Origin of the sequence: Pseudomonas sp. HMWF021, from assembly GCF_003061005.1 — a bacterium.
In the GTDB taxonomy this organism is placed as follows: Bacteria; Pseudomonadota; Gammaproteobacteria; order Pseudomonadales; family Pseudomonadaceae; genus Aquipseudomonas.
In genome coordinates, this window is the sequence record NZ_QAIK01000030.1 from 1 (window position 1) to 19,906 (window position 19,906).

A 19,906-nucleotide genomic window follows, 5' to 3' on the forward strand; every position below is an offset into this window, starting at 1 on the left:
GCCCACCGCGCCGGCACTGCCCGATCCTGCTGCGCCAGACCAGTTTCAAGGCGCTCGACGAGCCGATTGCCTTCACCGACCAGCACGACACCCACGGCAGCCACAGCGCGCGCTTCGGCGAGATCGAACAACGTGGCGCAGCGCTGACGCCCAAGGGCCGGGCGTTGTATGACCGCCTGTTGAATGCCGCGCGTGATGAACTGGGCGATTTCCCTAACGAAGGCAACGCCGCACGCTACAACGCGCTGATGACCGAGCACTTTGGCGAATTTCCTGACAGCGTCGAGGGCATGCGCGCACAGGAGCTGGCGTACTTTCGCTACTTCCCTACGGAAAAGGGCCTGGCAGCGGGTAGCCTCACATCAACATCGCTGGAGGATTTGCTGCGCGAGGGCCATGTGAAAGCTGAACCGTTGGTATACGAAGATTTCCTGCCGGTGAGTGCGGCGGGGATTTTTCAGTCGAACCTTGGGGATGCTGCGCAGACGCACTATGGCGAGCACTCGAACCGCCAGGCTTTTGAACAGGCCTTGGGACGCGCGACCATTGATGAGCTGGGGTTGTATGCCGAGACGCAGCGGCGGTCGATTGAGGAGTGTCTGGCAGCGCTTTTGCGCTGAAAGATCAAAAGATCGCAGCCTGCGGCAGCTCCTACAGATGGATGTGTTTTCCCTGTAGGAGCTGCCGAAGGCTGCGATCTTTGCTTTTGCCTCTAGCGCAACCGTGACAACAACGCGAACGCCGTCTCTTCCGACGACGCCGGATTCTGCCCCGTCAGCAGCAACCCATCCTCACGGGTGTAGCTCGACCAGTCCGCGCCCTTGGAGAAAATCCCGCCCTTGGCCTTGAGTTCATCCTCCACCAGAAACGGCACCACGTCAGTCAGCCCTACCGCTTCCTCTTCACTGTTGGTGAAGCCTGTCACCTGCTTACCGTTGACCAGAGGCTGACCGTCGGCGCCTTTGACATGTCGCAGTACACCGGGAGCATGGCACACCGCCGCCACGGGTTTGCCGCTGTTGTAGAACGCTTCGATGAGCGCAATGGAATGGCGATCTTCAGCCAGATCCCACAGCGGGCCGTGGCCACCGGGATAGAACACCGCATCAAAATCTCCGGCCTTCACGCTGTCCAGCTTGACTGTCGATGACAGTGCCGACTGCGCGGCGGAATCTTTGCGAAAGCGCTCGGTTGCGGCAGTCTGCGCGTCCGGCTCGTCACTCTTCGGGTCCAGCGGTGGCTGGCCGCCCTTGGGCGAGGCCAGGGTCAACAGAGCGCCGGCGTCCTTGAACACGTAATATGGCGCGGCGAATTCCTCCAGCCAGAAGCCGGTTTTCTTGCCGGTATCACCCAGTTGATCGTGGGACGTTAAAACCATCAGGATTTTCATGTCGTTCTCACTCGCTGTGGGGAATGTTCAGACGCCATTGGCGCGGTCGTGAGTGATTGACCGTTGCGCAGGGCAGATCGTTTCACCCGCTCGACGCTGGCCTTTGGCCGTACTGCGCAACTTCTTGCGCACACTTCCGGCAAAAAAAGCCGACCACTGCGCTACAAGCCTTGAATAATGTGGCTTACAGCCGAGTGCGCAACTTCTTGCGCAGTGCTGCGCAAGAAGTTGCGCACTTTTCTCCTCACCCCGGTAGAAAACATCGGCAAAACCGTGGACTCAGACAACTTCCCCCCCGGCTGCCGGGGCCTTCGACAAACCTGGCACGCTCCTTGATAACAGTCAGGTACCCACCGGGCGATTTCGCCTCCCGGGCACCCTAACTTTATCCGCAAGGAGAGCATCCCATGGCAACACCAGCGTACATGTCGGTTACCGGCGAGAAACAAGGCCTGATCACTGCCGGCGCCTTCACCGCCGACTCCGTTGGCAACACCTACCAGGAAGGCCACGAAGACCAGGTTATGGTTCAGGCTTTCACCCACGACGTGATCATCCCGCGTGACCCACAATCCGGTCAGCCAACCGGTCAGCGCGTTCACAAGCCAGTTGTGATCACCAAGGTCTACGACAAGGCTTCGCCTCTGCTGCAAGCGGCTCTGACCTCCGGCGAGCGCATGAGCGAAATCGTTATCCAGTGGTACCGTACTTCTGCTCAAGGTACTCAAGAGCACTACTACACCACCAAACTGGAAGACGCGATCATCGTCGCCATCAACAACAAAATGCACAACTGCCAGGATCCAGGCAACGCGCACTTCACCCACCTGGAAGAAGTGCAGTTCACCTACCGCAAAATCACCTGGACCCACGAAGTATCCGGTACTTCGGGTTCCGATGACTGGCGTGCTCCAGTCGTTTAATTACGGCTGATCGCTACAAGCATCGACCAGCCCTGCTGGTCGATGTTGTTTACGCCCCTCCAGAATTTCGCGTGCGTTGAACCGCCTTGCGGTTGTCGACGAACGCCGCTGTACAGCACGAGGAACAAGGGATGTTCGCGCCGGCCAATGAAACCCACTTTGCCCTGACCATCGAAGGGCTCTCCGCCGATTTTCAGGTGTTTACCCTGACCGGCCGGGAAGCCATCAGCCAGCCTTTTGTGTTCGAGGTGGAGCTGGTCAGTGAGCAGCCGTCGCTGGACCTCGAAACCCTGCTGCACAAACCGGCCTTCCTGCAGCTGTCGCCCGATGGCAGCGGCATTCACGGCCAGATCTACCGCGCCGCCCAGGGCGATTCCGGCAAGCGCCTGACGCGTTATTCGGTGACCCTGCGCCCGCAATTGTCGTACTTGGCGCATCGCGTCAATCAACGCATCTTCCAGAACCTCACGGTGCCGAAAATCATCGGCATGGTCCTCGAAGAGCACGGCATTCAAGGCAACGCCTACGAATTCAAGACAGGTTCCATCTATCCCGAGCGCATCTACTGCGTGCAATACGATGAATCGGACCTGCATTTCATCCAACGCCTGTGCGAGGAAGAAGGTATTCACTACCACTTCCAGCACAGCGCCACGGCGCACAAGCTGGTATTCGGCGATGACCAGACGGTGTTTCCGAAACTTCAGCCTGTGGCCTACCAGCAAGACTCCGGCATGGTCGCCAGCAACCCGGTGATCAAGCGCTTCGACCTGCGCCTGGAAACCCGCACCAGCCGCACCACGCGCCGCGATTACGACTTCGAAAAACCGCGCCTGACCCTGGAAAGCGAAAACCGTGGCGACGCCCTGCCCGACCTCGAAGACTACGACTACCCGGGCCGTTTCATCGACCGCGAGCGCGGCAAGCACTTGGCCAAACGTGCCCTCGAACGCCACCGCAGCGACTTCCAGCTCGCCGAAGGCAAGAGTGACCAGCCGCTGCTGGTCAGTGGCCATTTCCTCGCCCTGACCGAACACCCGAAGGCCAAATGGAACGACCTGTGGCTGCTGACCGAAGTCCTGCACGAAGGCAAGCAGCCGCAAGTGCTGGAAGAATCGGTGACCAGCGATACCACTGCATTGAAGGACGATTTCCACCAGGGCTATCGCAACCGCTTTCAGGCGACCCCGTGGGACGTGCCCAACCGCCCGCCCCTGCGCCACCCGAAACCGCGCATCCTCGGCAGCCAGAGCGCCGTGGTCACCGGGCCGAAAGGCGAAGAAATCCACTGCGACGAGTACGGCCGGGTCAAAGTCCAGTTCCACTGGGACCGCGAAGGCCAGGCCGACGACAAGACCAGTTGCTGGCTGCGCGTCTCCAGCGCTTGGGCCGGCGCGCAGTACGGCGGCATCGCCATTCCGCGCATCGGCATGGAAGTGCTGGTCACCTTCCTTGAAGGCGACCCCGATCAACCGCTGATCAGCGGCTGCCTGTACCACAAGGAAAACACTGTCCCGTACGATCTGCCGGCAAACAAGACCCGCAGCACCTTCAAGACCCTGAGCTCGATGGGCGGCGGCGGTTACAACGAACTGCGCATCGAAGACAAAAAAGGACAGGAACAGATCTTCCTCCATGCCCAGCGCGACTGGGATGAGAACATCGAGCACGACCAGAAGATCCGCGTCGGCAACGAACGCCACGACACCGTCGAGCAGAACAGCTACACGGAATTCAAAGCCGAAGAACACCACACCGTCTACGAAGACCGCAAAGTCGAAGCCCGCGCCAACGACCACCTGACCGTGGGCGTCAACCAGCACATCAAGATCGGCACCGGCCAGTTCATCGACGCCGGCCAGGAAATCCACCTCAGCAGCGGCATGAAAGTGGTGATGGAGGCCGGCGCAGAACTGACCCTGGTCGGCGGCGGCAGCTTCATCAAGATCGACGCCGGCGGCGTGACCATGAGCGGCCCGACGATCAACATGAACTCCGGCGGCAGCCCCGGCAGTGGCACCGGCGCCGCCCCGCTGATGCCCGGCGTGCTGAAACAGGCCGACGCCGACAAGGCCGGCCAGGTCCTGACCCCGGCCCAGATCAACACCCTCAAACGCAACGCGCCGTTCTGCGAAGAATGCGAAAAATGCAAGGCAGGTGCCTGTGCCATCTGATCGACTGACACCCAAGGACTGGCTGGCACAACAGCCGCTGCAGAGTGGCGAGCGCCTGTACCTGATCATCAGTGCGGCGAGCGATGCCGACGCGCTGAAAACCCTGTACCTGACCGAACCCACCGCCCAGCTCCTGCCGATCTGGGGCGGCACGCCCTACTCCACCTGGCAACCGGTGATGCCCTACGTCACCGAACTCAAACCGAACTCGGCATTCCTGCCATGGATCGCCGAAACCGACGCCCTCGACTGGGGCTGGCTGGCAGTATCACGCGCCGAACCGAACGAGGTGTTCGAACACCTGCGCAGCCTGACACAGGTGAAGATGCCGGACGGGACCGAGGTGTTTTTCCGCTTCTGGGATGGGCGGCATATCTACCCGATTCTAAAGGGGCTTGGGGAGAAGGCTGGGGAAGTACTGCCGGTGTTTGAGCGGTATTTGATTAATGGGCAGACGCTGGAGGTTGGAACGCGGGTGTTGCCGAAGGTGAAGGATTGGCCGTGGTGGGAGGTGCCGAAAGGGTTGCTGGATGGCTTAGCCAAGGAGAACCCGACGACACTGATCAGCAACCTGATGCAGTGGCTGGAAGAAGATCGCCCGGATATTTACAACGCTTGGCCTGAGAACAACCTGAAGTTGAAAGTCAGCCGTTTCGTGCGCCGCCCGGATGCGCCGAAAAACCTTAAAGAAGCACTGTTAAACCACCTGATTCTGGAGCAAGGCTGATGGATCGCGTTGCCTTTGTTGACAACCAACTGAACACCTTCAAGGACAGTCTGAAGCTGTATCAGGAACAAACCAAAACCTGGTACGCAAGGGCCGCCGACAAGGCCAGTCGAGCCGCAGACCTGCCCTCCCTGCTAGGCATGGAGCGTGTGATCAAGGTTGGCGACACCAGTAAATCGGTGAGCATGACCGACGGTAGTTTTGCCTCGAACGTGGCTCAGTGTCCTCTCAAAGGTCCATTGCTGATCGAAAGTAAATTCGAATCGGTCTACGACATCCCGATTGGCGAGATCGAAGTCGAGATCGTCGCGGTGGAAGGTGGTGCGGTCAGCAAAGTCAAACTCGACGCTCAAGGCAAGGCTGAGTGGACCGGAGGTATTCCCGGCAAGTTCTATCAGATCCGCGTTCACAACGAAGTGACACCGGCGCAGATAGACGCCCTCTTCAGCTCCTACAGCGGCGTGACCGCTGACCTGGAAGGTTTCCTGCGTAAAGAGTGGGCAGGGTTCAAACCGCAATGGTCGAACCTGTCTGCTTCGGGCACCGCAATGGCTATCGGCAACGGCATTCTTGAAGGTGGCTGGGAGGCCATCAAGGGTGTGTGGGATGGCATCAGTCTGGTGCTCGATATCCTGCAAAATCCGAAGAAGTTTGCGGCGGACCTCGGGGCTGGCGCAGATGAGCTGATCAAGGTCGCCAAAAGCTCACCAGATGTCATGAAAAAGGCCATGTTGCTGGCCAGTGACGAAGCCGCACTGTTCCTGCTAGTGCGCAGTGCAGTGATCTGGCTGGCCGGTTTACCCCCCATGAAGATGGCGGGCGACGTGGCGAAAATGACCACAGCGATCGTCGTTGGAATCGCGATCGACATCGTGATTGGTGTGGTCCTGACCATCGCAGCCGAAGGCACCGGGATCATCTATCTCGCTGCCCGACTGAAGAAGTACGGTGAGCTGGTGCTCAACGCCGTAATCGGTTTCGTGAAGTCGTTGTTCAAGATCATCAACGGCTTTATGGAATACGTCGCGAAGTACACAGCGGTTGCGGCGCGGGGTGTGACGGCCAAGGTGAGGAATGGTATTTCCGAGTTGCGTTTTGACGGGAAGAAAAACGCAAAACTCGCGGATGGCAAAATAGCCGACGATGCTTCCAAACAGGCAAAAACGCCTGCCGAGAAAAGCGCGGAGCCGGCAGCCGACACTTGCACCAATGGATGTCCGGTTTCAATGGTTACCGGTGAAGAACTGTTGACGCTGACCGACGGCCAACTTGACGGTCTGCTTCCGTTTGAATGGACCCGTCTCTACCGAACCAGTGCAGTGGAAATCGATTGTGGCCTGGGTTATGGCTGGAGCCATGCTCTGGCGCATCGCCTCGAAATCAATGACGGCGAAGTCGTCTGGACCGACCACGAAAACCGCTCGACACCCTTCCCCCTTCCAAGCGAACAACGTCCAGCAATTACCAACAGCCTGTCGAAGGCTGCGATATTTCTTGGAGACGATCCGTCAGAACTGGTTCTGGCACAGGCAGGCAAACGCCCATCGTTCTACCACTTCCGCTTCAACAGCAAAGGCGCCACCCTGATCGCCATCAGCGACAGCTATGGCAATCGGCTGCACGTCACGCGCGATATCCACGGTCGGATCAAGCGCCTCGATAACGGTGCTGGTCGCGCCCTGCTGCTGCGCTACGACCGCAAACACATTATCGCTGTGGACTATCAACAGTTCCTGCCGGCGGACAACCTGGAAGATGCCTGGAACACCGTTCAAACGCTGGTGACGTACAGCTATGACGCACAGCACCGCCTGATCGAAGCGAAGAACGCGGCCGGCGAAGCCGAGCGCTATCGCTACAACGATCAGCACGTGATTCTGGAGCGCCAACTGGCAGGCGGCGCGGCCTTCTACTGGGAGTGGGAGAACGAAGGCAAACTGTCTCGCTGCACCCGTCACTGGGCCAACTTCTCGCAGATGGAAGCGCATTACGCTTGGGACGATAAAGGCAGCGTAACGGTAACCAACGCCGATGGCAGCGAAGAGGTCTACACCCACGATGACCAGGCGCGACTAATCAGCAAGATCGACCCGGACGGCGCCGAACACCTCAAGGCGTACAACGACAAAGGTCAGTTGATCGCGGAAAAGGATCCGTTGGGGGCCGTCACCGAATACCGGTACGACGACAACGGTCTGATGACTGCCGTCATCCCGCCGGAAGACGAAGCCACCACGTATGAATACATCAATGGTTTCGTCAGCGATGTTCATCGCGGCAAAGCCAGTTGGAAGTACCAACGTAACCGTCAGGGCGACATCACCCAGCAAATTGACCCGGACGGCAATGCCACGCTGTACAGCTACGACGCCCAGGGTCGCCTGCTGGAGATCCGCCACCCCGACGGCAGCCGCCATCAACTAGGCTGGAACAACCTAGGACAGTTGCTTGAAGAACGCCTGCCAGACGGCGGCCAGCGTAAATATCGCTACGACGCACTGGGTCGGCAGATTACCCGCCAGGAAGAATCCGGCGCCATCACCCAATACCAATGGGATGCGGCCAACCGCCTGGCACAAGTCACGCTGCCGGGCGGTGCAACACGTGCCTTCACCTACAACGCCTATGGCAACATCACCGCCGAACGCGACGAACTCGGTCGCGTCACGCGATATGAGTATGCGGACAACCTGCACCTGGTCAGCCGCCGCATCAATCCGGACGGCAGCCAACTGCACTACCGCTACGACAACTCGCGTCTGTTGCTCACCGACATCGAAAACGAGCGCGGTGAACATTACCAACTCGATTACTACTCGAACGGCTTGATCCAACAGGAAACCGGCTTCGACGGTCGTCGCACCGCCTACGAATACGACCTCAACGGCCAGTTGCTGAAGAAAACCGAATTCGGTGATGACGGCAGCGAACTCGTTACCGAGTATCAACGCGACGCCGCTGGCCGTCTGCTGGTAAAAACCCTCGCCGATGGCGAGGAGATTCACTACAGCTACGACGCTCTCGGCCGACTGGTAAACGTCGACGACGGTCACTGGCCGCTCGTCTACAAGTACGACCTGCAAGACCGCCTCATCGAGGAACACCAGGGCTGGGGCACCCTGCGTTACGAATATGACAGCGTCGGCCAACTGAATCGCTGCCGCCTGCCCGATGGCAGCAAACTTGACTACCGTCACCTGTCCGGCGGACGCCTGAGCAGCATCGACCTCAACGGCTCACGTCTCACCGCTCACCAGTTCAGCGCCGGTCGCGAACAACAGCGCCAGCAAGGCCTGTTGCTCAGCCAGTACCAGTACGACGAACAGGGCCGACTGCAAGCCCACACCGTCGGCCAGCGTGATAAAAACCTGTTCCAGCGTCGCTACAACTACGACGCCAACGGCAACCTCGCCGGCATTGATGACAGCCGCAAGGGCAATCGCAGCTATCACTACGATCCGCTTGATCGCCTGATCAGCGTGCGCGGTGCTACACCGGAAAGCTTCGCCCACGACCCGGCGGGTAACCTGCTCGGTCAGAACAACGAAGGCACAGCCAACCTCGCCAACGTCAAAGGCAACCGTCTGCTGATGCAAGGCGACCGCCACTACGACTACGATGCCTACGGCAACCTAATCCGCGAACGTCGCGGCACCGGCCAGAAACTCGTCACTGAATACCGCTACGACTGCCAGCACCGCCTGATCGGCGTAAGCCTGCCTGGAGGCAGCAACGCGTCCTACAAATACGACGCTTTCGGCCGCCGTATCGAAAAAACCGTCGACGGCCACACTACCGAGTTCCTGTGGCAAGGCGAACGCCTGATCGCTGAAAGCGCTGACAACCGCTACCGCAGCTACATCTATGAGCCCGGCAGCTTCCGTCCACTGGCGATGCTCGATGGCGAAGGCCCGCGCAAAGCCACGCCGTTTTACTACCAGCTCGATCATCTGGGCACACCGCAGGAACTCACCGACTACAGCGGCGAGATCATGTGGTCAGCGAAGTACCGCGCCTACGGTAACCTCGCTGCACTGGACGTCAGCGAGATTGATAATCCGCTGCGCTTCCAGGGTCAGTATTTCGATGCTGAGACAGGGTTACATTACAACCGGCACCGCTACTACAATCCGGGCACTGGACGGTTTTTGACGCCGGATCCGATCAAGCTTGCGGGCGGGTTGAATAGCTACCAGTACGTGCCTAACCCGACAGGTTGGGTGGATCCATTGGGGCTAAATAGCACTAATTGCCCCAAGAAGGTTGATACAAGCGACTATCAAACACGTAAAGACCTAAGAACAGATGTTTATGATGCAAAGCGCCCAGAAGGTAGGCATGCCACAAAGCACACAAATGCGCAATCGGCAGAACAAGCGAAATCGCTCAGCCTAGGTCAAGGCAGTCGTGACGGAAAACCAGAAGCCTCTTATTTACCGGATATCGCGAATAACGTCAGCGGCTTTGAGAAGCAGGCGGCTTATTCAGCGATACGCGATGGGAATGTGTTTGATCATGGGGGTTCAAGATATATGTTTTATAGATCGGAAACTCCCGTTGGTTACAACAATGGTGAACTAACAAACTGGGTTAGGATTGAACTTTCCAAAGCTGGCGAACCTGTCATACACAGTTTCCCAGCCTCACCCGAGCAAGTTAAAAAATACATGGGCAATGTAAAATGAGACCAAAACTCAAATATGAACTTCAACCAATTCGAGTGCCAAGCGGTTGGACAGTAACAATCAACAACCTTTTCGAAGTTGAATTAACGCCAGAAACCAGCGACTGGTTCACCTGCTCAGTACTATTGGGCGGAGTGCGTCGAAGTAGCGGGCACTGCTTCGATTCTAGAGTAGAACCAGAGGGCGACCCCAACGGAGAGTTTGTAATTGATTTCCTGAAAATCGATTATGACCAAAAAGGAAAACCGGTTAAAAACTCCGAAGTTTTTCTTGGTGAGTTCAGAACCAAAAGCAAAATTGAATTCATTAAAAAAATTGAATCATTCATGATCGAATCGTGAGATACAGGCATTTAAAACCCAGCACTCACCAATACAATCAAAGCAAATAAAGCAAGAGGGAAAATTTATTTTTCACACTTTATAAAAGACACTGAAAATAAATTCACTCCCTTTTTTTAAAAAGCCCTTCTGCTATCCAACCTGAATGGGTAAAGACCTGTAGATAGGGCACAACAGATCTTACGACCAAAGGAAATGTGACGCTTTAAACCCCAAATTTAATCGGCGGAAAGAATGTTAGAAACCAACAAAAAAATAGCACTTAACGGAGAAGATGCTCTCGAAGTCCTTGTAGATATCGAGTTCATATTAATTTCACTGCACAATATGGGCAGCTATTACTCTGGCAAACCGATCGAAGACTATCAAAAAGCCACCACTGATTTCATTGATAACGAAGGAGTCACCCAACGCCTTGCAAAAACAAGAAAAATTATAAGCAAGAATTTTGATTCGACACTAGGGGACGACGATATGGATGACATTGAGCGCCACATGGAAAGGATTAAATTTTGGAAGCCCTAACTAAATTTTCAAACATATAATTCTCAACAGATTTGCTTATATAGATGTAATCCGCAGCGGAGTTCACCAGACGCTCACAGCAATCCGGAGAGCGAACAAAAGAGATAGATTATTTCCACAGCCCCAAAGATATTGAAAATAAATCTGTCAGCTTTTTGCTACATTTCAATCTGCGGCCAACTAAAAACTCTAAAACATAACAAAAAGACGACAGATTTATTTCAGTTCAGATCGGCGCAGGAATACGCTGACCAAACCGGTTCCAGGGTCAAAAATGACAACACAGAAATGTATCCCACGAAGTGTATGGTTTGGGCTCGACGGGACAGGTTACAACAACATTGCGCAAGAGCTAGAATCCGAAGACCCTTCACTAAGAAAATGGATTTCAGTATACGCCATTTACAAATACACCTTTACCAGTGATCCATATCAGTATTACGACTTTATCCATCAATCGAAAAATTTCCGATATGCAACAGTGATATTTACAATCCCAACCGAAACACTTGAAATAAGTGACGGCGTGGACGACCGAGACATCAATCTCTTAAAAATAGAAACCATGAACTCTGAGGCGGAAATCAACGCCCTTCTTGAGAAGCTTGACATCGACCCAGAACTTTTCACCACTCCATGGCGGTGTAAATACCCGCTTTAGTTGCCGCACTGCAATCAGAGGGGAGCTGATTTTTTTCGTTGAAAGAAATAAATCCGCCCCCTCAGATTTGAAAATGAAACCAGGAAATGTAGCAATGAATACTGACGAAATAACAAGTCTTGGCGGAAAAATCATTTTTGACGAAATCTCCAAATTGAGCAATTTGGAAATTTCACTGATCATTGATGATTTGAAGGAAGATCTACTCCAGGCTTCTTTTCCCTCGGGGCAAATCTTGGATATCGGATGGTATCCAGAGTTTTCTGAAAACGGCTCCTTCAAAATATTGCTTATTTCAAATAGAGACTGGGACTCACCTACGTATAGTGAAACCGCAAAAACCTGGAAGAGTCTTGGGAAAGCCTTGAAAAATGCTCTAAAAAGAATGTAAACACCATAAATAAAAACCGGAAGCACACTCCTCCCTAAAAATCCTGCAACCTCACCTGACTTTCTTCCAAGCGCTACCACGCTTGGCATATGGAGCCTGGCTGCCCATTAAGTGACTCTTCATCATTTGCGGCATAGTAATCATCTCTCCACCATTTCTCCCGCCACCTCATACTTAACCACCACCCGATTCCGATACAACCTCACCCGCTCCACCAATTCCCCCACCTGCCCCTTCTCCCGCACCTCCCGCCAAATCTCATTCTCCCGATACACCTGCTCCCCCTCCCGCACAAACCGATGCCCTTCCTGAAACACGTGATACCGATACGCCCGCACCCGATCGCACAACAACTCCCCCTCCAGCTGCGTGTCCCCCACATTCAACTTCAACTGAAAAGTCCGATCCGTCGGGTTGTGAAGTACCAGATCAACGTAGTTGTAGAAAATCGCCGCGCCGGAACCGAATGGCAGCACTCGCCCCTCATCCGGGAATGGATCGAAGCTGTGGTTGGAGCGTTCAACAACGACCAGCGGTGAGTGGATCGCCATCCAGTGGATCAGGTTGCTCAGTTGGCAGATCCCGCCGCCGATACCGCGTCGCGCTTCGCCGAAGGACAGTTCCATGCCTTCGACGTAGCCGCGTTTGCGGGTTGGGCGGCCGACGAGGCGGCAGAAGGAGAAGTGTTCGCCGGGGGCGATGATGAGGCCGTCGATGGCGGCGACGGCGAGTTTGAGGTTGATGACTTTGTTGTGTTGCAGGGCGAGGTCGGAGTCGCCGAGTTTGCGGATGAGTTTCGAGGTGTGCTTGAGGTAGCGGAATGGCAGACGGTCAGCGTCGGCAACAAGGCGCGAATAGCGTTTGCTTGAGCAACGCCAGGCGATCTGGCGGAACAGTCTTTTTTGCCAGACGCGCAGCCAGTACAGGGCCGGGTGGTAGAGGGAAAGTGGTTTCATCCGTGAGGCGACGGCAGGTGCCGTTTCTTCCTTGAAGCATCTGAGGGGCGCGCAGTTTAGCCTGTGGGACGGTTTGCGTGGTGCGCGAGATGTCATGCCTCGAAACACCTCGCCTCACTTCCTGAACGTCAAATTAAGCTTCAACTAAGCTTGCATCGCTAGCATCCCGGTCCGACAGGCACCTGTCGCCGATCAACCGTGGATGAGCGTCCCGAAATGAACCAGTCTGATTTACCAGCCGTTACGCAGTCGAATTTCAGTCTTGTATTGGTAAATTACAAAACCCCGGACATCACCCGGATGTGCCTGGAGTTGTTGCGCGAGCACGTCCGGGCGCAGCGCATTCCGGTTTGGGTGGTGGACAATGATTCTGCTGACGCCAGTCTTGATTACTTGCGCTCGCTGGACTGGATCAATCTGATCGAGCGCCCCTCCCCCGGCAAAGAAGCGGGACATATTGCGCATGGCAAGGCGCTGGATCTGGCGCTGGAAAAAGTTGAAACCGACTATCTGTTTTTGCTGCACACCGACACCTTTGTCTACGACAAGGAAGTGTTCGCAATGATGCTGCGTGAGTGCACAAAGTCGGCGGACATCGCTGCGGTCGGGTGTGTCGAGCAGATTAATCGGGGGATTTTGCGAGATACCTGGAGGTTAACTTCGCGCTTTTGCAAACACTATATTCGCCGGGCGAAAACTTCATTGGGTTTGCGCAGTAAAGAGCCGAAACCTTATCGGGAAACTCACCTCAAGAGTTTCTGCACCTTGTGGAACGCCAAGTTGCTGAAGTCTCATGGGCTGCACTTTTGCATGGATGACCGGGTGCCCGGTTACACCCTGCAGGATCGAATGGTCGCTTTGGGCTATGGCATCAAGCTGTTGTCGCCGCGCAAGATTTTCCGCTATCTGGATCACATTCAGGCAGGAACCGTCGCCGCTGCCGGCACCTACGGCAAAAACCACCGCCGCACCAGGATGTACGAAGCCACCCTCAAACGCTTTGAGGGCCAGGCATCGGCATAATCGCGAACACAAAAAAGGGCGACTTTATAGTCGCCCTTTTTTTATCTGAAATTGTATACATCCGCTCCGAAGAGGTGTTCGCCCAGTGTAATGGCCTGGCAATCCATGCACCGGTAAAGAGCCCTGACACTGGGCGAACGGGAAGGATTTTAATAGAAGTTGGCGCATATGTCGTCATGCATAAAGGTAAATTTTATGTACGAAGAAGTTAATAGATATTTATCGACGAATGCTTTCGCGAAACTTTCAAGCTGCTGCATCACTCGTTTCAGATGATTGTTCTCATACAATAATCTGTACAAGAACAATCATCTTGTAGAGTTAATACTCAGCTTTCATGCTGACTGGTCACTTTTAATACATCGGTATAAGTGACAACTACGCTCTGCCCTACTTTCAAATCTTTCAGCTTGGCTTGGATTTCAGGCTTTTTCACGTCGAGGGTTTTCGACTGGCCCGCCGGGTTTTCCAGCGTCACTTCGTTTTTCTTCAAATCAATTTTGGTGATTTTCAGTTGCACCTGAATCTGGCGATAGGCCTCGCCACCCGGATTATCCGTGCCGGGAGCCTTGCGCAGCTCGCCGCTGCGCTCGACGGTGCCAGGCAGACCTTTATCCACATCGGTATCGAGGTAAGCCGCCACCGAGCGCTGCACTTCGACTTTTACCAGATCGCCGACCTGAAGGTTGGCGAGGTTTTTCGCCTTTTCGCTGAGCTGTACGTGAACCTGACGACCTTCAGCACCTTCGAGCACAACCTGATGGTTGGCCGCATCGACGGCCAGCACTTTGGTGGTGACCTGATCGGCCTCGACGGTGGCGGACAGCGGGATATCAGCCGCCATGGCGCCGAAACTGCTGGCGGACAATACGGTTGCGAGGGTGATGGCCTTGGCCAGTGCGTGAAACTTCATAAGCGGTACTTTCCCTGTAATGAATGGCAGCAACCGGCGCCAACGCGTGTTTGGCGCCGAATGTGCCACTGAGCATAGACGCTGTTCAGGGCTTGGCTTTGGTTTCTGATGCGGCGGTCTCCTGCGCGGTGGATTCGCCACTGGCGGTGCCCTTGCCGCTGTCCTTGCGCTGTTTGGGATCGGTCGGGCGCAGGGCGTCGTTGTCGCGTTCGGTTTCTCCCGGTGGCTGGGGTTCGTCGGGGTGCTCGCTGGGGGATACGGGTTTCATGGCGGGGCTCCTCAGGCTTCGGGGTCTTCCAGTTCATTGGCGACGTTCACGGCGGGCGAATCCTTGTGCAGGTCATCGGCCTTGGCGCGCAGGATCTGCCACTGCTCCAGATCAATCGCGCCCTGACCGAGCAGGTCGTCGGCGATGCGTTGCAGATCGAAGTAGTGAGCGTCGGGGGATTGCTGCCAGTAGGTCTGGTCGTCGAACAGACGCTGCCAGGTGTTGAGGTCTGGGGGTTGCAGGTCGTCGCTCATGGCTAATCCTCCACGGGTATTGCTTTGTATAGGCTGCGCAATGAAACGGAGTTCAACCCAATCCTGTAGGAGCTGCCGCAGGCTGCGATCTTTTGCTCTTGTTTTCAAAATCAAAAGCAAAAGATCGCAGCCTGCGGCAGCTCCTACAGGGATTGGTTGCGGGGTGCCGGTCAGTATCCGGTCATTTCCAGATAGCCACGCCCGCCGTGGCTGCCGCTGATCCGCACCGGCCCTTCCCAGTACGGGATGCGCAGGTCCATCCAGGCCTTGGGGTTGAGTGCGTCGAGGCTGATGTCGAGGTGTTTGTCGGGAATGCTGATCGACCAGCGCACCGGCATCGTGTGTCCGGCAACTTTTGCGGTGTCCTTGGGTGTGAGTCTGATCTGCTCGCCGCCCAGGGTTTCGGCCCGGCCGTCGGTGCTGATCCAGGTGCCGGTCAGATACGGCGCGCCATCGGTTTGCCGGGTGCGGAACAGCATCAGCGATTCCCCGCTGTCCAGGTGCAGGGAAAACCAGTCCCACCCGGTTTGATTGGCCGCCAGCGGCTGACTGCTCCATTCCCGGTCCAGCCACGCCGGGCCGCTGACGGTGTAGGTCTGGCCGTCGATCTGCAGAGTGCCGCTGGCCTGAAAGAACGGCTGACTGTAGTAGTACGAGGCCTGGCCCTGTTCGGATTTGCGGCTGAAACCGTTGTCGCCCTGTAACACCAGTGGGCGGCTGGAGGTGAGGTGCAGTTGATAGCTGAAGGCTTTGTCGCGGGCACTGAGTTGCAGATCCGTCAGCGGATCCTGCGCCTTGCTGACGAAGCGCCAATCATCGATCCACGCCTCGAACGGCGCCACGCTCACCCCGGCTTGCCCCACTCCGCCCCGGGCATAGCGCTCGGCGGCATGGTGTGCGGTGGCCGACGTCACCGCGGCATGCCCGAGCCAGACTGTCTGGTTGGCCCAGCCCGGTTGCTCTGCCGCAGGTTTTAACGCACTGCGAAACAGCGTCCACTGCACACCGAAATCATTGCCCTGCTGATCCTTGAGATTGGCGGTGACGTACCACCACTCGATACGAAAACCGTCGTGGGCGCCGTGATCCACCGGGAAGCTGAACACCCGCCCCGGCACCACGGGAGTGAATTGAGCCGCCTCATCGCCGAGCCCGGCAAACCCCTTCTGCTCGGGAACAGGTTGATCGCAGCCGCCCAATAGCAGCAGCGCGAACAGCAGCGCGGCCCGGTTAATCCTCATGGGCAAACGTCCTCAGCAGTTCCGCCGGTTGCGTGCGGTACAACGAATACAGCGGCCACGCCGAAGCCAACAGCGTCGCCAGCAACGCCAGCCCCAGCAACTGCAACAGTTGCAGCGGAAAAACCCGCAACGGCAATCGCCAGCCGAACGCCTGCACATTGATCACCGCATCCAGACACCACGCCAGCGTGATCCCCAGCGGTAGCGCCAGCACCAGCGTCAACACCGCCAGCAGCCAGGTCTGGCCGAGGTTGAGCAACATCAACTGGCGACGCGTCACGCCCAAGGCCCACAGCGGCGCCAGTTGCCCGAGGCGGCTCTGGCTCTGGGTCAGCAGGCTGATGAACAACGCCACGCCGGCCACCGCCAGGGTCAGGCTGTTCAGTGCAGCGGTGGCGGCAAAAGTGCGCTCGAAAACCTGCACCGACCAACCCTTGAGCCGCGCCTGATCGACGATGCGGCTGTCATCGATCTGAAAGCGCGTCTGCAGCGCAGTCAAAAACGGCGGGATATCGGGCGGCGCGATGCGCAGGTTGAAACGGTTCGGTGTCAGCGACGGCCATAGCCGCAGCAGATGATTGCTGTTGATCAGCACGTGCCCCTTGGGATTGCCGTAGTCGGCGTAGATTCCGACGATGCGCGGCGACCATGTCCCTGCGGGTGTCGGCAGGTTCAGGTGATCCCCTGCACCGACCTTCAGGCGCCGTGCCAATTGCTCGCTGAGCATCACCGCGTCGTCCGTTGCCAGATGCGCCCACGGATCACCGGCAATCGCCTCGAGCAACGGCCAGTGCTGGCGATAGTGCGGATGATCGATCACCCCGAACACATCCGCCGGCCAGCCTTGCAGGGTCACCGTTACCTGCCAGTTGGGCAGCACCGCGCTGATAGTCGGCTGTTGTTTCAACCAGGCGTACATTTCGCGCGACTGCGCCGGATTCACCGGGTTGAGGTACAGCTCGGCACTGAGGCGTTGTTCGAGCCAGTCGTCGAAGGTCTGGCGAAAACCGGCGGTCATGCTGCCGGCGCCGATGTTGGCCGCCAGTGCGAGCAACAACGCCATCAGTGCCAGACTCAGCGCCGGCAGTTGCTGGCGGCAATCGGCGAGAAACCACTGCCCGAGTACCGAACGGCTGCGCCCGAGCAAAGGAGTGAGCACCGCACTGAGCAGCACCGGCAACGCCAGCGCGGCGCCGAGCAGCAGCCCGGCCATCAACACAAAACCGCTGCCGAGGCTGTCACCCCAGACCAGCGCCAGCAACGCGATCACGCCCAATAGCGCCGCCAGCCACCCCTGACGGCGCAACCAGCGCGCATGTTGCTGATGCCACGCCTGCGGATCCGCCACCGCCAACAGCGGCAAGCGTGCCGCCCGCAACAGACTGTTGGCGCCGGCCAGCAACGCGCCGAACAGGCTCAAGCCAATACCGCTGAACCACCACCATGGGCTCAGACGCAACTGCCCCGCCACTTCCGCGCCGTACAGACCGCGCAGGCTGGCGGCGACGTCCGGCAGCAATACGCTGGCCAGCCAGTAACCGCTGATGACCCCGAACACGCCGCCAACCAGAGCCAGCACGCCCAGTTCAACGATCAGGCTGCCGATCAGCATCCGCGCACTGACCCCACAGGCGCGCAACGTGCGCAGCAGGCCGCGACGCTGCTCCAGCGCCAGGCCGATGGCCGCGTGCACGATGAACAGCCCGACCACGAACGACAGAAATCCCAGAGCATCGAGATTGAGGTGAAAGCTCTCGGTCAGGCGCGCCAGATTGTTTTCCTCGGTGCTGCTTTTGAGCTGCAAGCGACCGCTGAATGCGGCCGGCAGCTCGGCATGAAAATCCTTGGGCAGCAACAAGCGTGACACTTGCCCGGGTTGCTCCAGCAGGCTCTGCGCGACGCCAATGTCCACCAGCAGCACACCCGGTGCCATGTCCTTTTGCACCTGCAGCGGTGGCAGATTTTGCCCGTTGACGGTCTGCGGTGTTGCGCCTTCGCTGAGGTTCAAGGCCTGCAAGGTCTCAGGCGCAATCCACGTAATGCCCGGCGGCGAGAAGAACTCGACGACGCGCTCGATCGGCATCGCCTGCCCGGCCACGGCGGACTCTGCCGGGAGCGACACCGGCTCGATACCCATCAGTTGCAGGCGCTGATCCGGGTGATCCTTGAGCGCCAGCCGCCCCTGCAGCAGCGGAGAGACCGGCCAGCCTTGGCGGCGCAGATCCACGAACCACTGCTGGGGAAACGTCGCGCCATTGGGCGTGCCGAGGCTGGCTTGTGGTTCGCCGCCGATCATCTGGCTGGCTCGGGCGTAACTGTCGCGGGCCTGACTGTTCAGCGCCTCGACCCCGGTCAGCAGACTGGTGGCCAGCCACAACCCGGTCAGCACACTGAAAAACTGCACAGGATGCCGCCGCCAGTGGCTGAGCAGCGCACGCAGGGTTTGCCAGAACACGTTCACGTCAGACGGCCATTGGACAACACCACCCGTTGCGCCAGCCGCGCTGCAACCCGCGGGCTGTGCGTGACCATCAGCAGCGTGGTCGGCGTGTCATCCAGCAGGTCCAGCAACAGGCGCAGCACGTCATCGCTGGTGGCTTCGTCGAGGCTGCCGGTGGGTTCGTCGGCCAGCAGCAATTTCGGCCGCGACGCCAGCGCCCGGGCCAGCGCGACCCGCTGCTGCTGACCGCCCGAGAGCTGTTCTGGATAACGCTTGAGCAATTCGCCCAGCCCCAATCGCTGCACCAGATGCGCCTGCCAGCGCGGCTCATGGCGCCCGGCCAGACGCGCCTGAAACGCCAGATTGTCCTCGACCCGCAGGCTGCCGATCAGGTTGAACTGCTGGAACACCAGACCGATTTCCGTGCGGCGCCAATTGGCCAGTTGCGCCTCGTTCATCTGCTCCAGCCGATGCTCGCCGCTGTGGATGCTGCCGCGATCGGGCTTGTCGAGGCCGGCGATCAGATGCAGCAAGGTGCTTTTGCCACTGCCCGACTCGCCCATCAGCGCCAGACTGCTGCCGGGTTCGAGCGTCAGGTCGACGCCTTGCAGCACCGCAAGCGAGCCTTGGGGGGTGAGGTAACTTTTGAACACGCCTTGAACCTGAAGCATGCCGCCATCCGTTGGGTCAGTGTGGGGCAAGGATAGCGGATAGCGGCCTCAGCAGATCAGTGGTGTTTGCACTGGCTTCATCGCTGGCAAGCCAGCTCCCACAGAGATTGGGTTGTCCACAAACACCAGGTTCACCCTGAAACATTGTGGGAGCTGGCTTGCCAGCGATGAGGCCGGTGAACCCAACACAAATCTCAATCCCCGGTCGCCACACGGGTGGCCGCCTCCCCCGGCGTCACGATGGTCTTCAGATCAATGTGCTTCCACTCAGGCTTGGCGCCCAGCCGCGCATTGAAGCGGTAGTTGAAGGTGAAATCATCCGC

At 57.6% G+C, this 19,906-nt stretch carries 17 protein-coding genes; 9 read left to right on the forward strand and 8 right to left on the reverse strand.

Annotated elements, in window-relative coordinates:
- Nucleotides 1–620, forward strand: a 620-nt coding sequence (locus tag DBR18_RS03250) for a VOC family protein (RefSeq protein ID WP_146188727.1), incomplete at its 5' end; no start/stop codon positions are given.
- A gap of 92 nt (nt 621–712) precedes the next feature.
- On the opposite strand, the gene DBR18_RS03255 is transcribed toward DBR18_RS03250, so the two are convergent.
- The gene (locus tag DBR18_RS03255; RefSeq protein WP_108589232.1) at nt 713–1,390 is read right to left on the reverse strand and encodes a type 1 glutamine amidotransferase domain-containing protein; all 678 of its coding nucleotides are present in this window, start codon (nt 1,388–1,390) and stop codon (nt 713–715) included.
- Nucleotides 1,391–1,797: 407 nt separating this feature from the next.
- Here DBR18_RS03255 and DBR18_RS03260 point away from each other — a divergent pair, with 407 nt between their 5' ends.
- The 7 genes from DBR18_RS03260 to DBR18_RS03290 all read left to right on the forward strand — a co-directional run bounded on the left by DBR18_RS03260 (nt 1,798) and on the right by DBR18_RS03290 (nt 11,817).
- The gene (locus DBR18_RS03260) at nt 1,798–2,313 is read left to right on the forward strand and encodes an Hcp family type VI secretion system effector (RefSeq protein WP_007949952.1); all 516 of its coding nucleotides are present in this window, start codon (nt 1,798–1,800) and stop codon (nt 2,311–2,313) included.
- Nucleotides 2,314–2,444: 131 nt separating this feature from the next.
- The gene (gene tssI / locus DBR18_RS03265) at nt 2,445–4,487 is read left to right on the forward strand and encodes a type VI secretion system tip protein TssI/VgrG (protein WP_108589233.1); all 2,043 of its coding nucleotides are present in this window, start codon (nt 2,445–2,447) and stop codon (nt 4,485–4,487) included.
- Nucleotides 4,477–5,214, forward strand: a complete 738-nt coding sequence (locus tag DBR18_RS03270; RefSeq protein ID WP_108589234.1) for a DUF4123 domain-containing protein — start codon at nt 4,477–4,479, stop codon at nt 5,212–5,214. Before tssI ends, DBR18_RS03270 begins: the two co-directional genes overlap by 11 nt.
- On the forward strand, nt 5,214–9,899 hold the full coding sequence (locus DBR18_RS03275) for an RHS repeat-associated core domain-containing protein (protein WP_256588515.1): 4,686 nt from the start codon (nt 5,214–5,216) through the stop codon (nt 9,897–9,899). Before DBR18_RS03270 ends, DBR18_RS03275 begins: the two co-directional genes overlap by 1 nt.
- Nucleotides 9,896–10,240, forward strand: coding sequence for a hypothetical protein (locus DBR18_RS28050; RefSeq protein ID WP_146188728.1), 345 nt, complete (start codon nt 9,896–9,898; stop codon nt 10,238–10,240). The genes DBR18_RS03275 and DBR18_RS28050 overlap by 4 nt, the downstream gene beginning before the upstream one ends.
- 234 nt (nt 10,241–10,474) lie before the next feature.
- Entirely contained in the window at nt 10,475–10,765 is a 291-nt protein-coding gene (locus DBR18_RS03280; protein ID WP_108589235.1) for a hypothetical protein, read from the forward strand.
- Nucleotides 10,766–11,520: 755 nt separating this feature from the next.
- The gene (locus DBR18_RS03290; RefSeq protein ID WP_108589237.1) at nt 11,521–11,817 is read left to right on the forward strand and encodes a hypothetical protein; all 297 of its coding nucleotides are present in this window, start codon (nt 11,521–11,523) and stop codon (nt 11,815–11,817) included.
- Nucleotides 11,818–11,957: 140 nt separating this feature from the next.
- On the opposite strand, the gene DBR18_RS03295 is transcribed toward DBR18_RS03290, so the two are convergent.
- Nucleotides 11,958–12,773 (reverse strand): VanW family protein, encoded by an 816-nt coding sequence (locus DBR18_RS03295; protein WP_108589238.1) that lies wholly within the window; start codon nt 12,771–12,773, stop codon nt 11,958–11,960.
- 216 nt (nt 12,774–12,989) lie between these two features.
- Here DBR18_RS03295 and DBR18_RS03300 point away from each other — a divergent pair, with 216 nt between their 5' ends.
- Nucleotides 12,990–13,796, forward strand: coding sequence for a glycosyltransferase (locus DBR18_RS03300; RefSeq protein WP_108589239.1), 807 nt, complete (start codon nt 12,990–12,992; stop codon nt 13,794–13,796).
- A gap of 328 nt (nt 13,797–14,124) precedes the next feature.
- Here the strand turns inward: DBR18_RS03300 and DBR18_RS03305 are convergent, their stop codons facing one another.
- The 6 genes from DBR18_RS03305 to DBR18_RS03330 form a co-directional block, all read right to left on the reverse strand.
- Entirely contained in the window at nt 14,125–14,709 is a 585-nt protein-coding gene (locus tag DBR18_RS03305; protein ID WP_108589240.1) for a hypothetical protein, read from the reverse strand.
- Nucleotides 14,710–14,794: 85 nt separating this feature from the next.
- Complete coding sequence (locus DBR18_RS03310; protein ID WP_108589241.1) at nt 14,795–14,977, reverse strand: hypothetical protein; 183 nt, start codon at nt 14,975–14,977, stop codon at nt 14,795–14,797.
- 11 nt (nt 14,978–14,988) lie between these two features.
- Nucleotides 14,989–15,231 carry a hypothetical protein gene (locus DBR18_RS03315; protein WP_108589242.1) on the reverse strand — a complete coding sequence of 81 codons (243 nt, stop codon included), beginning with the start codon at nt 15,229–15,231 and terminating at the stop codon, nt 14,989–14,991.
- Nucleotides 15,232–15,401: 170 nt separating this feature from the next.
- Entirely contained in the window at nt 15,402–16,472 is a 1,071-nt protein-coding gene (locus DBR18_RS03320; RefSeq protein WP_108589243.1) for a lipocalin-like domain-containing protein, read from the reverse strand.
- Nucleotides 16,462–18,933, reverse strand: a complete 2,472-nt coding sequence (locus DBR18_RS03325; RefSeq protein WP_108589244.1) for an ABC transporter permease — start codon at nt 18,931–18,933, stop codon at nt 16,462–16,464. Before DBR18_RS03325 ends, DBR18_RS03320 begins: the two co-directional genes overlap by 11 nt.
- Complete coding sequence (locus DBR18_RS03330) at nt 18,930–19,583, reverse strand: ABC transporter ATP-binding protein (protein WP_108589245.1); 654 nt, start codon at nt 19,581–19,583, stop codon at nt 18,930–18,932. The genes DBR18_RS03325 and DBR18_RS03330 overlap by 4 nt, the downstream gene beginning before the upstream one ends.
- Between the last annotated feature and the right edge of the window lie 323 nt (nt 19,584–19,906).

Excerpts from the sequence above, each read along its gene's own strand:
- DBR18_RS03280 (WP_108589235.1), top strand. The coding sequence starts at position 10,475 with ATGTTAGAAACCAACAAAAAAATAGCACTTAACGGAGAAGATGCTCTC.
- tssI (WP_108589233.1), top strand. The coding sequence starts at position 2,445 with ATGTTCGCGCCGGCCAATGAAACCCACTTTGCCCTGACCATCGAAGGG.
- DBR18_RS03310 (WP_108589241.1), bottom strand. The coding sequence starts at position 14,977 with ATGAAACCCGTATCCCCCAGCGAGCACCCCGACGAACCCCAGCCACCG.
- DBR18_RS03275 (WP_256588515.1), top strand. The coding sequence starts at position 5,214 with ATGGATCGCGTTGCCTTTGTTGACAACCAACTGAACACCTTCAAGGAC.
- DBR18_RS03300 (WP_108589239.1), top strand. The coding sequence starts at position 12,990 with ATGAACCAGTCTGATTTACCAGCCGTTACGCAGTCGAATTTCAGTCTT.
- DBR18_RS03260 (WP_007949952.1), top strand. The coding sequence starts at position 1,798 with ATGGCAACACCAGCGTACATGTCGGTTACCGGCGAGAAACAAGGCCTG.
- DBR18_RS03290 (WP_108589237.1), top strand. The coding sequence starts at position 11,521 with ATGAATACTGACGAAATAACAAGTCTTGGCGGAAAAATCATTTTTGAC.
- DBR18_RS03305 (WP_108589240.1), bottom strand. The coding sequence starts at position 14,709 with ATGAAGTTTCACGCACTGGCCAAGGCCATCACCCTCGCAACCGTATTG.
- DBR18_RS28050 (WP_146188728.1), top strand. The coding sequence starts at position 9,896 with ATGAGACCAAAACTCAAATATGAACTTCAACCAATTCGAGTGCCAAGC.
- DBR18_RS03295 (WP_108589238.1), bottom strand. The coding sequence starts at position 12,773 with ATGAAACCACTTTCCCTCTACCACCCGGCCCTGTACTGGCTGCGCGTC.
- DBR18_RS03315 (WP_108589242.1), bottom strand. The coding sequence starts at position 15,231 with ATGAGCGACGACCTGCAACCCCCAGACCTCAACACCTGGCAGCGTCTG.
- DBR18_RS03330 (WP_108589245.1), bottom strand. The coding sequence starts at position 19,583 with ATGCTTCAGGTTCAAGGCGTGTTCAAAAGTTACCTCACCCCCCAAGGC.
- DBR18_RS03255 (WP_108589232.1), bottom strand. The coding sequence starts at position 1,390 with ATGAAAATCCTGATGGTTTTAACGTCCCACGATCAACTGGGTGATACC.
- DBR18_RS03320 (WP_108589243.1), bottom strand. The coding sequence starts at position 16,472 with ATGAGGATTAACCGGGCCGCGCTGCTGTTCGCGCTGCTGCTATTGGGC.